This window comes from Microbispora hainanensis (assembly GCF_036186745.1).
Taxonomy (GTDB): Bacteria; Actinomycetota; Actinomycetes; order Streptosporangiales; family Streptosporangiaceae; genus Microbispora.
Genome location: NZ_CP108086.1, coordinates 8,553,473 through 8,566,583, shown reverse-complemented (window position 1 = coordinate 8,566,583; position 13,111 = coordinate 8,553,473). Strand labels below are relative to the sequence as shown.

General features: G+C 69.1%; 14 protein-coding genes and 1 tRNA gene. 12 read left to right on the top strand and 3 right to left on the bottom strand.

The genetic code is table 11. The annotated features are described in order from the left end of the window. The first annotated feature begins 26 nt into the window (after window positions 1-26). From OHB01_RS38770 to OHB01_RS38760, 3 genes are all read left to right on the top strand, one after another. On the top strand, window positions 27-485 hold the full coding sequence (locus OHB01_RS38770) for a helix-turn-helix transcriptional regulator (protein ID WP_142645687.1): 459 nt from the start codon (window positions 27-29) through the stop codon (window positions 483-485). A 97-nt stretch (window positions 486-582) separates the two neighbouring features. Then, window positions 583-1,296, top strand: a complete 714-nt coding sequence (locus OHB01_RS38765; RefSeq protein WP_221889863.1) for a helix-turn-helix transcriptional regulator — start codon at window positions 583-585, stop codon at window positions 1,294-1,296. Between the two features lie 258 nt (window positions 1,297-1,554). Continuing rightward, window positions 1,555-1,950, top strand: coding sequence for a VOC family protein (locus tag OHB01_RS38760; RefSeq protein ID WP_142645685.1), 396 nt, complete (start codon window positions 1,555-1,557; stop codon window positions 1,948-1,950). Between the two features lie 223 nt (window positions 1,951-2,173). Here OHB01_RS38760 and OHB01_RS38755 read toward each other — a convergent pair whose 3' ends face one another. Both OHB01_RS38755 and aceE read right to left on the bottom strand, forming a co-directional pair. Beyond that, complete coding sequence (locus tag OHB01_RS38755; RefSeq protein ID WP_260617119.1) at window positions 2,174-4,174, bottom strand: S1 family peptidase; 2,001 nt, start codon at window positions 4,172-4,174, stop codon at window positions 2,174-2,176. Between the two features lie 248 nt (window positions 4,175-4,422). Further along, complete coding sequence (gene aceE / locus OHB01_RS38750; protein WP_142645684.1) at window positions 4,423-7,176, bottom strand: pyruvate dehydrogenase (acetyl-transferring), homodimeric type; 2,754 nt, start codon at window positions 7,174-7,176, stop codon at window positions 4,423-4,425. A gap of 566 nt (window positions 7,177-7,742) precedes the next feature. On the opposite strand from aceE, the gene OHB01_RS38745 reads away from it, so the two are divergent. The 7 genes from OHB01_RS38745 to OHB01_RS38715 all read left to right on the top strand — a co-directional run bounded on the left by OHB01_RS38745 (window position 7,743) and on the right by OHB01_RS38715 (window position 10,890). Continuing rightward, complete coding sequence (locus OHB01_RS38745; protein WP_142618036.1) at window positions 7,743-7,937, top strand: DUF1918 domain-containing protein; 195 nt, start codon at window positions 7,743-7,745, stop codon at window positions 7,935-7,937. Between the two features lie 10 nt (window positions 7,938-7,947). Continuing rightward, window positions 7,948-8,355: a secondary thiamine-phosphate synthase enzyme YjbQ gene (locus OHB01_RS38740; RefSeq protein ID WP_142645683.1), complete on the top strand. Its 408-nt coding sequence runs from the start codon at window positions 7,948-7,950 to the stop codon at window positions 8,353-8,355. Window positions 8,356-8,494: 139 nt separating this feature from the next. Continuing rightward, the gene (locus OHB01_RS38735; protein ID WP_142645682.1) at window positions 8,495-8,923 is read left to right on the top strand and encodes a DUF3052 domain-containing protein; all 429 of its coding nucleotides are present in this window, start codon (window positions 8,495-8,497) and stop codon (window positions 8,921-8,923) included. 73 nt (window positions 8,924-8,996) lie between these two features. Next, complete coding sequence (locus OHB01_RS38730) at window positions 8,997-9,452, top strand: peroxiredoxin (protein ID WP_185948918.1); 456 nt, start codon at window positions 8,997-8,999, stop codon at window positions 9,450-9,452. A 71-nt stretch (window positions 9,453-9,523) separates the two neighbouring features. Further along, on the top strand, window positions 9,524-9,850 hold the full coding sequence (locus OHB01_RS38725; protein WP_142645680.1) for a hypothetical protein: 327 nt from the start codon (window positions 9,524-9,526) through the stop codon (window positions 9,848-9,850). Continuing rightward, window positions 9,847-10,803, top strand: coding sequence for an ROK family protein (locus tag OHB01_RS38720; protein ID WP_142645679.1), 957 nt, complete (start codon window positions 9,847-9,849; stop codon window positions 10,801-10,803). Before OHB01_RS38725 ends, OHB01_RS38720 begins: the two co-directional genes overlap by 4 nt. A 15-nt stretch (window positions 10,804-10,818) precedes the next feature. Next, window positions 10,819-10,890: transfer RNA gene (locus OHB01_RS38715), tRNA-Val, on the top strand. 286 nt (window positions 10,891-11,176) lie between these two features. Here OHB01_RS38715 and OHB01_RS38710 read toward each other — a convergent pair. After that, window positions 11,177-12,103, bottom strand: a complete 927-nt coding sequence (locus tag OHB01_RS38710) for a TolB family protein (RefSeq protein ID WP_142645678.1) — start codon at window positions 12,101-12,103, stop codon at window positions 11,177-11,179. A 351-nt stretch (window positions 12,104-12,454) separates the two neighbouring features. Between OHB01_RS38710 and OHB01_RS38705 the strand changes: the two genes are divergently transcribed. Further along, window positions 12,455-12,577 carry a hypothetical protein gene (locus OHB01_RS38705; protein WP_260617117.1) on the top strand — a complete coding sequence of 41 codons (123 nt, stop codon included), beginning with the start codon at window positions 12,455-12,457 and terminating at the stop codon, window positions 12,575-12,577. Window positions 12,578-12,709: 132 nt separating this feature from the next. Further along, on the top strand, window positions 12,710-13,015 hold the full coding sequence (locus OHB01_RS38700; protein ID WP_205829865.1) for a hypothetical protein: 306 nt from the start codon (window positions 12,710-12,712) through the stop codon (window positions 13,013-13,015). The last annotated feature ends 96 nt before the right edge of the window (window positions 13,016-13,111 follow it).

Below are 13,111 nucleotides of genomic sequence, written 5' to 3'. Positions count from 1 at the left end.
CGCACTGATCGACGTAGCGTCGAATCATGAAACGCCGCGACGCGCTGGTGAGGGAGCTGGAATCCGCCGGGTGCCTGTCGGCCCGCGAGCTCGCCTCGCGCCTCGGCGTCAGCAAGAGCACCGTCGTGCGCGACGTCGCGAAGCTCCGGGAGGCCGGTGTCCCCATCCGGCTCGACCAGGGCGGGTACGCGCTCGCGGGCCCCGACCTGGTGAAGCGCGCCATCGACAGGGCGCTGCGCGGGCGGCACGTGCTGCGCCTTGAGTACGTCAACAGCAAGGGTGTGCCCACCGTCAGGGACGTCGAGCCGAGCATCTGCCTCGGAGGGCGGGGCGGGCACTGGTATCTGGTGGCGTGGTGCCGGTTACGCGACGACGTCCGCGTCTTCCGGCTCGACCGGATCTCCTGGGCCGAGGTCATGGACGAGCGTTTCCCCGAGCCGGGCCGCGACCGGCTGGCCGAGCTCGCCGAGGCCGTCGGCGGCTGACCGCGCCGTTCGCGCTGACCCACTATGACCTGGATTGATGGGATGCAGTCGAACGCGTCAGCGAGAAATGTCGGTGGGGTGGCCTACCCTCTGCGGCGTGAACCGTACCGACCGGCTCTACGCGATCGTCGAGGACCTGCGGGCGATCTCCCCGCGCTGCCGGTCCGCGCGTGAGCTCGCCCTGCGCTTCGAGGTGAGCTCGCGGACCATCGAGCGGGACATCTCCGCGCTGCAGCAGGCCGGCGTGCCGATCTACGCGGAGGTCGGGCGCAGGGGAGGATACGCGCTGGACAAGAGCATGTCCCTGCCCCCGCTCAACTTCACCCCCGCCGAGGCCGTGGCGGTGGCGATCGCCCTGAGCCGCACAGAACAGCAGCCCTTCGCCGACGAGGCGCGCAGCGCGCTGCGCAAGCTCGTCGCCGCCATGCCCGGCCCCGAGGGGGACCGAGCCCGGCAACTGGCCGCCCGCGTGCAGATCCTCACCGACGACAAGCCGGAGTCCCGCTACACCGGGTCGATCGGCCGGGTCATCGAGGAGGCCCTGCTCAAGGGCGTCGTCCTGCGCATCCACTACGGCGACGCGCAGGGTGTGCTCACGACCAGGGAGGTGGAGCCCGGGGCGTTCGTCGGCGGGCGGAGCGGGTGGTGGTACCTGGTGGCCTGGTGCCGCCTGCGCGACGCCGTCCGCGTCTTCCGGCTCGACCGCATCGTCGAGGCCGTCCTCACCGAGGATCCGGTGCCAGGCCGGCCTTTGGAAGCGTTCGACGCCGGGGTGCCTGACATGATCGCGCGCACACCGGTGCTCGACTGATCGTTTCTTCGAAAAAATGTTCGTGAGTCTTCGGAAACGCCGACAGGGGGGTGTCGCGAGGGAGCGGGAGGCTCTACTCACACGACGACGGGCCGGCCGTGGCCCATCGAGCACCTTCCCCGCTCGTCACGGCCGCCGCCGTCGCACAGGAGAGAGCGCCCGCCACAGAGGGCTACAGCAGGGCGCGACAAGCCGCGACAAGCAGGGCGCGACAAGCAGGGCGCAACTGCAGAGCGCCACGGAAGAAAGAGACCGACGATGACCACTCCCGCCGTCCCCGCCGTCAACACCGTCGCCTGGTTCGAAGTCGCGAGCGACGATCCCGAGGGGGTCCAGCGCTTCTACGGTGACCTGTTCGGCTGGCGGTTCCAGACCGACGAGAACTCGGCCGCCATGGGCATGGACTACCGGCTCATCAGCTACGACGGTGACGACGAGGTGAGCGGCGGCGTGTTCGGCATCCGCGGCGACATGCCCGGTCACGCCATCTTCACCGTGCTCGTGCGGGACGTGGCCGAGACCTGCCGCACCGTGGAAACCCTGGGCGGGAAGGTGCTCAGCCAGGTCGTGGGCAACGAGAGCGGCCCCGATTTCGCCTACCTTCACGACCCGTCCGGCAACCTCTTCGGCATCTTCGCCCCGGCCGGTTCCTGACCGGCCGGAGCGACCCAGGCCGTCCGGACGCCCGCCGGGATCCCCCCCGTGCTTCCCCTGCGGTGCCTTTCCCCCCGGGCCCTTCCCCTCCGGGCCGTCAGGGCGCTCGGACGGCCGTTCCCCACCCCCGCCGGTCGGGTGGGGTCCGCCGGCCGCCCGTTCGAGGTGCCGACACGGGCGGCCGGCCCCGCCGCGTCGCCACACGTGCCGTGGCGGGGCCTCGTCATGCCTCCGGCTGCCGGTTCTGCACCTGCGGGTGCTGCAACTGCCGGTGCTGCAACTGGCGGCGCAGCTCGGCGATCTCCCGCTCCAGGTCGGCGATGTCCGGGGCGCCGGAGCCGGCCTGGCCCTGACCCTGGACTTGGCCCTGGCTCTGGACCTGGCTCTGAACCTGATCTTGGCCCTGGCCCGGTGCGGCCTGCGACCACTGCTGCCCATAGGGCGAGGGAGCTGGACGCACATACCGTGTCGCGCCGTCGAGTCGCTGAAGGTCGTTGCCCGCGTCCGGCCGCTGGGAGTCGTCGCCCATGTCCGGCCGTTGGCGGTCGTAACGCACGCCAGGCCGCTGGGGATCGAAGTCGCGCGAGGGCGGGACCTCGTGGTCTCCGGACGTCCGCCCGGGCCGGTGGCCGTTGGCCGGCGGCAGGCTCTGCGGCTGCCGGCCCTGCGGCAGCAGGTGCCCGTTCACCGGCTGCCGGTCGTAGCCGGCGCCGACCTGCGCCGGGTAGCCACCGCCGCCGTCGGCCTGGAAATACGGCCCGCCGTACGCGGGCGAGGGCGACTGTCCCTGCGCGGAGAAGGCGGTCTTCCTGCGCCTGCGCATCAGGATCAGCAGCAGGAGACCGCCGCCGGCCACGACCAGCGCACCGGCTCCGGCGGCGATCCACAGCCACAACGGCTGCGGGGTCTCGTCCTTGCCGGACGAGATCGCCTGCTGGGAGTCGGTGATGTACTTCGCGACGTACGGGTGACTCGGGAACAGCGCCTGCACCTCGCGGAACTTCGGCAGCGCGTCCTTGTAGTGCCGCTGGAAGAAGTCGTCGAGCGCCTCGTTGTACTTCGTCGTCGTCAGCGACGCGGCGGGCCTGACGTTCTTCTCGTTGAGCTTCTCCTTGATGATCGAGACCGGGAGCACGAAGCTCTCGTTCTCCGACGCCTCGCCGTTCTCGCTCACGGTGCCGGCGATCAGCATGCCGACGACCTTGCCCGCCCGGCTGAAGACGGGACCCCCGGAGTTGCCGTGATAGGAGGGCGCCTGCGTCTGGACGTACGGCACGCCTTCCTGCGTGGTGCGCTTGGCGTTGTACGGCCCCTCGGTCAGCGCCGGGTCGAGCTTCGACTCGACGCTGAACCACGGCGTGTTGGTCACCAGGCCGGGGAAGCCGCTGATGTAGAGCGTGTCGCCGGTCTGCACGTCGGCGTCATCGCCGAGCGGCACGGTCGGCAGGTTCTGCCGGCCGTTGACCTTGAGCAGCGCGAAGTCCTTGCCCGGGTAGCTCTCGCCGACCGACACCAGCTCGGCCGGGACCTCCTTGGCCGTCTTGTCGACGCCGCCGCCGGGCAGGCTCTGCAGGACCGACAGGCTCTTGCGCAGGCCGCGGATCTCCAGGTGGGTGCTGTTGAAGGTGACGTAGATCTGCTGGACGAGCTCGATCATCTCCTTGTCGGCCTCGAAGTTCCGCAGGGCGTTGATCATGTCCTTCGCGTCCTGCTTGTTGAACTTCTCCAGCGCCTGCCGCGCGAAGGTCTGCGACAGCTCCTCGTCGCTCATCTCGACGCAGTGCGCGCCGGTGACCATGTAGCCGTCGGGGGTCACCCACCAGCCCGTGCACATGCCGCCGACCTGAGCCTTGACCGTGCGTTCCGGGCCGACGGGCCGGAGATACCGGTCGACGTCGGCCGCCACGCGCTGGAAGAGGAACTTGGCGATGCTCCGCTCGTCAGAGGGGATCTTGCCGGTGAGCACGGCCCGGGTGGCCTCGTTGGTGAGCTGGTCCCACGCGGCCTCCTTGGCCTGGCTGCTCGGGACGACGACCTCGCCGGAATAGGTGATGCTGGTGAGCTGCACGGCCGGGTGGGTGCGAGCGGCCAGCCGGGTGCCGACGGGGACCTCGTCCACGGTGTCCGCCGAAGCGGGAGCGGCCACGACGAGCAGGGCGAACGCCGCCGTCGCGGCCATTCCCCCGGTCAGTCTGCCGAAGTATTTCCTGAGATTTCCATCCACGGCCGCAAGCGTGATGGAACGTTCTTGTTACCCGCTTGGAGGTGGCTTGGGACCGGCCGGTAACGCACGCCGGGGCCTCATCCGCGCCGCTCAGGCGGGATGAGGCCCCGGACACAGCCCCGCTTCCGGCGCGGGTGAGGGCTCCGGACTCCCGCGTGGGGTGAGGGCTCCGGACTCCCGCGTGGGGTGAGGGCTCCGGAAACGACGGCGGCCCCCGCCGGAGCGGGGGCCGCCGGACGATCCGCGGATCAGACGCCCATCGACTGGGTGTCGTTGGTCTCCGGGGTCTGCTGAGCCGTCACCTCGGTCACGCCGTTCTTGAGGTGATAGCGGGCGACGGCCTCCTGCAGCGTCTCGGCCTTGACCTCGCCGCGCCGCACGAGCTGGGTCAGCACCGCCAGCGTGATCGAGGCCGCGTCCACGTGGAAGTGGCGGCGCAGCGCCGAACGCGTGTCGGACAGGCCGAAGCCGTCGGTGCCGAGCGAGGTCCAGTCGCCGGGCACCCACTGGGCGATCTGGTCCGGGACGGCGCGCATGTAGTCGCTGACGCCGACGAACGGCCCCGGCACACCCGACAGCTTGGTGGTCACGTACGGCACCCGCTGCTCGGCGTCGGGGTTGAGCAGGTTGTGCTCCTCGACGGCCAGGGCGTCCCTGCGCAGCTCACTCCAGGAGGTGGCCGACCAGACCGAGGCCGCCACGCCCCAGTCCTCCGCCAGCATCCGCTGTGCCTCCAGCGCCCACGGGCCGGCGACGCCGGACACCAGGATGTTCGCCTTCGGCCCCTCGCCCGTCGCAGGGGCGTAGAGGTAGAGGCCCTTGAGGATGCCCTCCACGTCCACGTTCTCCGGCTCGGCCGGCTGCGGGTAGGGCTCGTTGTAGACGGTCAGGTAGTAGAAGACGTCTTCGGGGTGCTCCCCGTACATCCTCCGCAGGCCGTCCTTGACGATGTGCGCGATCTCGAACGCCCACGCCGGGTCGTACGCCACGGCGGCGGGGTTGGTCGAGGCGATCAGCGGGGTGTGGCCGTCCTCGTGCTGCAGGCCCTCGCCGTTCAGCGTGGTGCGGCCGGCGGTGGCGCCGAGCAGGAAGCCCCGGCCCATCTGGTCGCCGAGCTGCCACATCTGGTCGGCGGTCCGCTGGAACCCGAACATCGAATAGAAGATGTAGACCGGGATCATGTGCTCGCCGTGGGTGGCGTACGACGTGCCCGCCGCGAGGACCGAGCCCATCGAGCCGGCCTCGCTGATGCCCTCGTGCAGGATCTGACCCTCGGTCGACTCCTTGTAGGACAGCAGCAGCTCGCGGTCGACCGCCTCGTACGTCTGCCCGTGGGGCGAGTAGATCTTGGCGGTCGGGAACATCGCGTCCACACCGAATGTGCGGGCCTCGTCCGGGATGATCGGCACGAACCTGGCGCCGATCTCCTTGTCGCGCATGAGGTCCTTGAGCAGGCGGACGAACGCCATGGTGGTGGCGACGTTCTGCTTGCCGGAGCCCTTGCGCAGGCCCGAGTAGACGGGGTCGCCGGGGAGCTTGAGCGGCTTGGCGCGTACTACTCGCTTCGGCAGGTAGCCGCCGAGCGCCGCCCTGCGCTCCTTCATGTAGGCGATCTCGTCGTTGTTCTCGCCCGGGTGGAAGTACGGCGGGAGGTCGGCCTCGAGGTCCTTGTCGGGGATGGGCAGGTAGAGCCGGTCGCGGAACTCCTTGAGCTCGGCCTTGCTCATCTTCTTCATCTGGTGCGTGGCGTTGCGCGCCTCGAAGTCCTTGCCGAGCGTCCAGCCCTTGATCGTCTGGGCCAGGATGACGGTCGGCTGGCCGACGTGCTCGCGGGCCGCCTTGAACGCGGCGTACACCTTGCGGTAGTCGTGACCGCCGCGCGACAGCTTGCGGATGTCGTCGTCGGTCATGTGCTCGACCATCTTGCGCAGGCGCGGGTCGCCGCCGAAGAAGTGCTCGCGGATGTAGGCGCCCGACTCGACCGAGTAGGTCTGGAACTGGCCATCGGGCGTGGTGTTCATCTGGTTGACCAGCACGCCGTCGACGTCGGCCGCGAGCAGCGGGTCCCAGTCACGGCCCCAGACGACCTTGATGACGTTCCAGCCGGCACCGCGGAAGTACGACTCCAGCTCCTGGATGATCTTCCCGTTGCCGCGTACCGGGCCGTCGAGCCGCTGCAGGTTGCAGTTGATGACGAAGGTGAGGTTGTCGAGCTCCTCGCGGGCCGCGACGCCGATCGCGCCGAGCGACTCGGGCTCGTCCATCTCGCCGTCGCCCAGGAAACACCAGACGTGGCTGCGGCTGGTGTCCTTGATCTTGCGGTTGAGCAGGTAGCGGTTGAACCGCGCCTGGTAGATCGCGCCGATCGGGCCGAGGCCCATGGAGACCGTGGGGAACTCCCAGAAGTCCGGCATGAGCCGGGGGTGCGGGTAGGACGGCAGGCCCTTGATCCCGTGGGACAGCTCCTGGCGGAACGCGTCGAGCTGGGCCGCGTCGAGGCGGCCCTCAAGGAAGGCACGGGCGTAGATGCCCGGGGCCGCGTGGCCCTGGATGAAGACCTGATCGCCCGACTCCCCGTGGTCCTTGCCGCGGAAGAAGTGGTTGAAGCCCACCTCGTAGAGCGAGGCCGCGGACGCGTAGGTGGCGATGTGGCCGCCGACGTTGGTCCGCGCGTTGGCACGGGTCACCATCACCGCCGCGTTCCAGCGGATGTAGGCCCGGATGCGGCGTTCGACGTACTCGTCCCCTGGGAACCAGGGCTCACGCTCCGGTGGGATGGTGTTGATGTAGTCCGTGCTGCGCAGGCCGGGCACGCCGACCTGGTGTTCGCGGGCGCGCTCTAGCAGCCGGAGCATCAGGTAGCGGGCCCGGGTGCGACCCTCGGTCTTGATGACGTTGTCGAGCGATTCGAGCCATTCGCTGGTCTCGCTCGGATCGACATCAGGCAACTGGCTGGGTAGGCCGTCACTGATGATCGAAAAACGCTGGCGTCCGGAAGCCACTGGGTCTCGCCTTCCGAGAATGGACTGTGTCTCGTCGGATCTGTTACGTCTGGGTTGCCTGCTGCGATGCAGTCAGCGCTTGATCGCGGCGTTGCGGTCTTCTTCCATCCTGTCTCGTCCTACCGGAAAGTGCATCTCTACTTCCCGGTAACCGAACCGTCCGCGCTGGCTGCGGGGCAGTTCTTGGCCTAGACCACCGATGGTAGGACGATTTTTACCCACCATCCATTCCTGGCCGCCGCCGGGGGCGCCGCAGGGTCTCAGAGGTCATATCGTGCCTGGTCGGAACCCCCCTACCCGGCCTTGCCGAGCCTTATCCGGAAGGCCCGGCGAAGTCGTCGCGCGGCCGGGATCCCCGACGATTTGTAATCGTCTACGGCACGCTCTCTACTCGTCTGTTTCCAGGTCTGCGGCATGTCGCCCGGGACAAGCGGACGGGGCCGGGCGGTCGTGTGGCGGCCACGTAACGTTTTGGTATGAGTTGTCCCTTCCTCTGAGGAGAGGAGGGTTTCTCCTCTTTCCAGGTGGCGATAGCCGTACCAGGCTCAGGAGAGAGGGGGACCGAGATGCATGCAACGGTAGGGGACCGGCTGGTGGTGCACGGTGCCGTCGTGGGCGACCACGAGAAGCACGGTGTGATCGTCGAGGTCCGCGGCCCGGAGGGCGGCCCGCCGTTCCTGGTGAGATATGAGGACGGGCACGAGGCGCTCGTCTTCCCCGGACCGGACGCCGTCGTCGTCCCAGCTCAGCGCGAATCGTAATATCGCGGATGTGAAATCGACGGTGATCGACGTGCGGACCGGCGCGCGCGAGCGCGTGCACGACATAACGAAGGAGTGCGCCGACTTCGTGCGCGAGTGCGGGGGAGACGGGCTGCTGCACGTCTTCGTCCCGCACGCGACGGCGGGCGTGGCGCTGATCGAGCTCGGCTCCGGGAGCGACGAGGACCTGCTGGCCGCCCTGGGAGACCTGCTGCCGGCGGACGACCGGTGGCGGCATGCGCACGGCTCTCGCGGGCACGGGAGATCGCATGTCATGCCCGCCTTCATTCCGCCGTACGCTACCGTTCCCGTCCTCGCGGGCAGGCTGGCGCTGGGGACCTGGCAGTCGGTCGCCCTGGTCGATCTCAACGTCGACAACCCCGACAGGCGTGTTCGTTTGTCGTTTTTGACCGATTAAGAGATAACGGTGCGGGTCACCCGCCGTGGCGACCGTTGACGACGAAGGGTCGCAGCGTGTGGACTGTGCCGAAGCATGGCTCTCAACGAGCCGGGACAACCGCAAACTGGGCGGGGTCACCCAAGCAGGAGGGATAAACGTGAGCGCGACCGCGGGTCAGGCGCAGGACGAGCGCGGCCTGGCCGAACGACTCGGCCTCAAAGCCGGTCAGGTGGTGCAAGAGGTCGGCTGGGACGAGGACTGCGACGAGGCGCTGCGCGAGTCCATCGAGGAGCTGACCGGCAACGAGCTGGTGGACGAGGACTACGACGACGTCGTCGACGTGGTGCTGCTCTGGTGGCGTGACGGCGACGGCGACCTCTTCGACGCGCTGAGCGACGCGATGACCGCACTCGCCGACGGAGGCCAGATCTGGCTGCTGACCCCCAAGGCGGGGCGCGAGGGCCACGTGGAGCCCAGCGACATCGGCGAGGACGCGGCGACCGCGGGTCTGTCGCAGACGAGCAGCGTGAGCGCCGCCAGGGACTGGTCGGGCACAAGGCTCGTCGCCCCGAAGGCCCGCCGCTGAGTATTGCCCTGCCGTACGGCCCGGGGATGCCGTACGGCAGGATGATGAGCGGACACCTGGGGAGGGACTGCTCATGGCGATAGAGGTCGGGCAGCGGGCTCCGGATTTCGCGCTCAAGGACCAGCACGGAGTCCCCGTGCGCCTGTCCGGCCTGCGGGGAAAAACCGTGATGCTCGTCTTCTATCCCCTGTCCTTCAGCCCCGTCTGCCATGGCGAGCTCGCGGCCATCCGCGACGAGCTCGCCGGCTCCCTGCCTCCGCACGTCCAGGTGCTGGCGGTGTCGGTCGACTCGATGTTCAGCCAGCGTGCCTGGGCCGACCAGGAGGGTTTCACTTTTCCCCTGTTGTCGGATTTCTGGCCCCACGGTGAGGTCGCCCGGGCGTACGGTGTCCTCGATGAGGACAGGGGCCTCGCGCTCCGGGGCACGTTCATCATCGACGGCGAAGGCATCGTGCGCTGGAAGGTCGTCAACCCGATCGGTTCCGCACGCGATCTCGACGAGTACCGCAAGGCGCTCGCGGACATCTGATCGTTTCATTGCCCGCCCCCGGGCACTGACATATCCGACTCCGACTCCGACTCGCCCTTTTGGAGGCCACGATGCCCTGCTACCGGTGCGGGGCCCGGCAGACCGACCCCGTCCGCGGCGCCAGCCCATGGAAGCGCGCGGTGCGCCACGAGGCGCAGGTCCTCGTCTGCCCGGACTGCCAGCGCGTGCACGATCTCGATCTCGACACGTGCGCCTCGTGCGGCTCGATCGCGCTGATCTGCCGCCTGGGGGAGATCGAGTGCCGCTCCTGCGGTGAGGTGCGGCTCGCCCGCGCCGGTGAGCCGCTCGTCACGGCCGGCCCGCCGGGTTCCGCCCGGATGCCCGGCCTCGCCGCGGAGGTGGAGGCGGCCCTCGACCGCGTCCTGGGCCGCTCGTGACGTACGTCGTCGCCCTGGACGTGGGCGGCACCTCCATGAAGGGCGGCCTCGTCACCCGGCGCGGCGAGGTCACCGTCCTCGCCGGGCGTCCCACGGGGCGTGAGGACGGTCCTGACGCGGTCGTGGACGCCGTGCGCGCCTACGTCGGCGAGATCGCCGACCTCGGCCGCTCCCGGTATGGCGCCGAGCCCGCCGGGGTTGGCCTGGCCGTACCGGGCATCGTCACCGCGTCCACCGCCGTCTATTCGGCCAACATCGGCTGGCGCGACGTGCCCGCCGAGGCGTTCACGCCGCCGGGCGTCCCGGCGCGGCTCGGCCACGACGTCCGTACGGGCGGCCTGGCCGAGAGCGTCTTCGGCGCGGGCCGCGACGTCGCCGATTTCCTCTTCCTGCCCATCGGCACCGGCATCGCGGGAGCGGTGGTGCTCCGCGGCGAGCCGTACGGCGGAGCGCATGGGTGGGGCGGCGAGATCGGGCACGCGGCCGTCTGGCCCGCGGGGGAGAAGTGCGCCTGCGGGCAGATCGGCTGCCTGGAGACCTACGCCTCCGCCTCGGCCGTGGCCCGGCGCTTCACCGACCGCTCCGGCCGTACGGCGACAGCGAAGGAGGTCGTCGAACTCGCGGTCGCGGGAGACCCGGTGGCCGCCGAGGTGTTCGGCGAGGCGATCGAGGCCCTGGCCATCGCCCTCGCGTCGTACGTGCTCGTGCTCGACCCGGCCCTGATCGTCATCGGCGGCGGCCTGGCGGAGGCAGGCGCAACCCTGTTCGAGCCGTTGAAGGAGCGGCTCGCCGGTCGGCTGGCCTTCCGCGAGCCCCCGCCCGTACGCCCGGCCGCCCTGGGCACCCGGGCGGGCATGCTGGGCGCGGCCCTACTCGGCTGGCAGGCCGCGGGAGACGGCGACGCGGGCGCCGACTGGTCACTCGATGTGCTGAGAGGCGGGTCGGTGTCGTAAGGTGTAGTCCGGTCCGGGCGGTTAGCTCAGCGGTAGAGCACTCGCCTTACAAGCGAGGGGTCACTGGTTCGAACCCAGTACCGCCCACCTGCGAAAAGAGCCCCGTCTCCCATCAGGGAACACGGGGCTCGTACCATTAACGTGCCATTAGCGAACGCAATCGATCTTGCTCAGTGACCACTCGCCTCAGTCGGTAGGACTTGTGCGATCTTGCCGTTCATGACATTGGCGATCTTGTGGTCTGCCTCAGCGGTGCGGTGCTGGTAGATCATCGCGGCGCGCACACTGTCATGGCCCATGCACGCCAGGTCGCGGAGAGCTGTTTGGCGACCACGTCGACCGCCGCCCGCGCGATGGCTCTCGGATGGGGTCATCACCAGGCGGCGTTCGGGGAGTCGCCCTCGCCGGGGTGCTCATCGGTCTTGATCGGCATCGGCGTGGTCGAACCATTGGCAAGATCGACTCGAAAGCCCCGCCATCGGTGCACGTAGAGCAGGTATTGGCCGGTTCCATCAAGGCTGAAACGGAGGGTGAGCCGCGCGAGAACCTGCGATTTCCCTCTACCGTCGACCGGGATGCGCATTATGGCATGACCGGCCGAGTAGATCAGGGCACTGCCATCGGGGGTGTAGGCCACAGATTCCAGGAATGGCAGGTCGTTGCTCGGTTTGACGAGGCGGGTGGCGGCCAGCAGATCGGATCCCTTCAAGCCGAGGTCGAGGACGCCGATGCCCCAGCCACCGACCACCAGTGCGATCCGCTGACCGTCCGGGGCCCAGGCCAGGCCGGTCACCACGGACACTCGCGTGCTCCAGTCGCGGCGCTGCCCGGTGGCGAGATCGACAACAGAGATCTTCGCTCCACCCGGGATGGAGGCGGCGTAGGCCAGTCTCGTGGCGTCCGGGCTCAGGGCGAGGATGTATCCGGCGCCCAGTGCGTCGCTCTCGAGTCCGGGGACGGGTATCGGGTCGCTCGGCGACCCGTCCTCGGCGAGGTGGACGCGGAAGAATCGGAGAGGAGAGTCCGGCCCGGTCCATCCGGACAGTACAAAGGTGCGGTTGTCGGGTGCCGCGGCTAGAACTTGCCAGGAGGAGCGCACTCCTGCCGGCAGAGGGATGGCGGCCAGGAACTCTCCGGTTGTGGCGTCGTGCACGGCGGGCCGTACCGGAGTGAAGATTGCCGTCTTGGACTTATTCGGAAAGCGTGCGAGTGGAGCCCTCGCGATGACAAAGAATCGCGGTGGGCCGATGATCGGCAGGGGCGAAGAGGTCGCCATCGCCGATGCCAAGGAGGTCGCCATGGGCAGCGGCGTGGGGACGGCTGCGGGGTCTGACGACCGCATGACCGTGGCGGGCGAATCTTCTTTTTACGAGCGATGGCAAGCAATCTCAGAGGTTGCAAGAGAGGGGCCATACCAGCGACCTGGGGCTGCTGTCACGGCACTTCGCCTCTCATGCGGCTGCCTGGCCGAGCGAGCTCAGTCGCTCTCACGGTCCTCACCGACCTTATTTGGGCCGGGCTACGCCCAATGCTTCTGCCTTCGTCTTGCCTGACACCTAGACTGGAGGCACGAGCGCCATGCGCGAGGAGTTGCACTATCTCGTGGACCAGTTGCCGGAGTCGGAGCTACGCCCGGCTCTGGAGTTGATCCGTGGCCGTCTGGACGAGCCTGCCCCCGCGGAGCGTGACCTTCCCGTTCTTCGCGTCGTTCGAGGCTGAGCCGGACCTCGCCGAACGCCATGAGGAGATCCTGCGCTCCGAGATGGGCCGCTGACGTGCTCCTGTGCGACACCGGCGTCCTGCTCGCTGTCGGCAACGCCAAGGACAAGCATCACCAGGCCTGTCTCAAGCCGCCGAAGGAGCGGGTGGCAAGCCGCTGCGGATGTCCTGCGCTTCGGCGAACCCGATGGCGTGGCTGGCAGCCGACGTCATCGCCGCGCGCCTGACCGGTCGCAAGGTTCCCGAGACCACGATCGGCTACGTCCTGCAGTGCGTCAGCATCGGACGCCACGACGGCATCGTCCAGCGCGTGACCCCCGACGACCAGGTCCTGCCCACCGCGTTCACGGGCCGGACCGCCGCCCGCATCAAGGAGATGATCTGCGCGAGCGCGGCCTGGGGCATCTCCCACCCGACCATGATGGCGCCGAGCCGCCGCCGCCACCTCGTGGTCACCGGTGCGGGGGAGACCCGGCCCCTCATCCGGTCGTGACGAAGCAACGGGATTCGCGCTCGGCTTGACAGCGAAATCGCTCGGATACGGAGACTTGTCGTCGGCTCCGGCTACTTCGAGGCGGCCCGTACGTGC

What these genes read in the sequence shown, in the direction of transcription:
- OHB01_RS38770 (WP_142645687.1), top strand. Translation starts at nt 27, where the DNA reads ATGAAACGCCGCGACGCGCTGGTGAGGGAGCTGGAATCCGCCGGGTGC.
- OHB01_RS38760 (WP_142645685.1), top strand. Translation starts at nt 1,555, where the DNA reads ATGACCACTCCCGCCGTCCCCGCCGTCAACACCGTCGCCTGGTTCGAA.
- OHB01_RS38745 (WP_142618036.1), top strand. Translation starts at nt 7,743, where the DNA reads ATGCATGCAACGGTAGGGGACCGGCTGGTGGTGCACGGTGCCGTCGTG.
- OHB01_RS38730 (WP_185948918.1), top strand. Translation starts at nt 8,997, where the DNA reads ATGGCGATAGAGGTCGGGCAGCGGGCTCCGGATTTCGCGCTCAAGGAC.
- OHB01_RS38725 (WP_142645680.1), top strand. Translation starts at nt 9,524, where the DNA reads ATGCCCTGCTACCGGTGCGGGGCCCGGCAGACCGACCCCGTCCGCGGC.
- OHB01_RS38710 (WP_142645678.1), bottom strand. Translation starts at nt 12,103, where the DNA reads ATGGCGACCTCCTTGGCATCGGCGATGGCGACCTCTTCGCCCCTGCCG.
- OHB01_RS38700 (WP_205829865.1), top strand. Translation starts at nt 12,710, where the DNA reads ATGGCGTGGCTGGCAGCCGACGTCATCGCCGCGCGCCTGACCGGTCGC.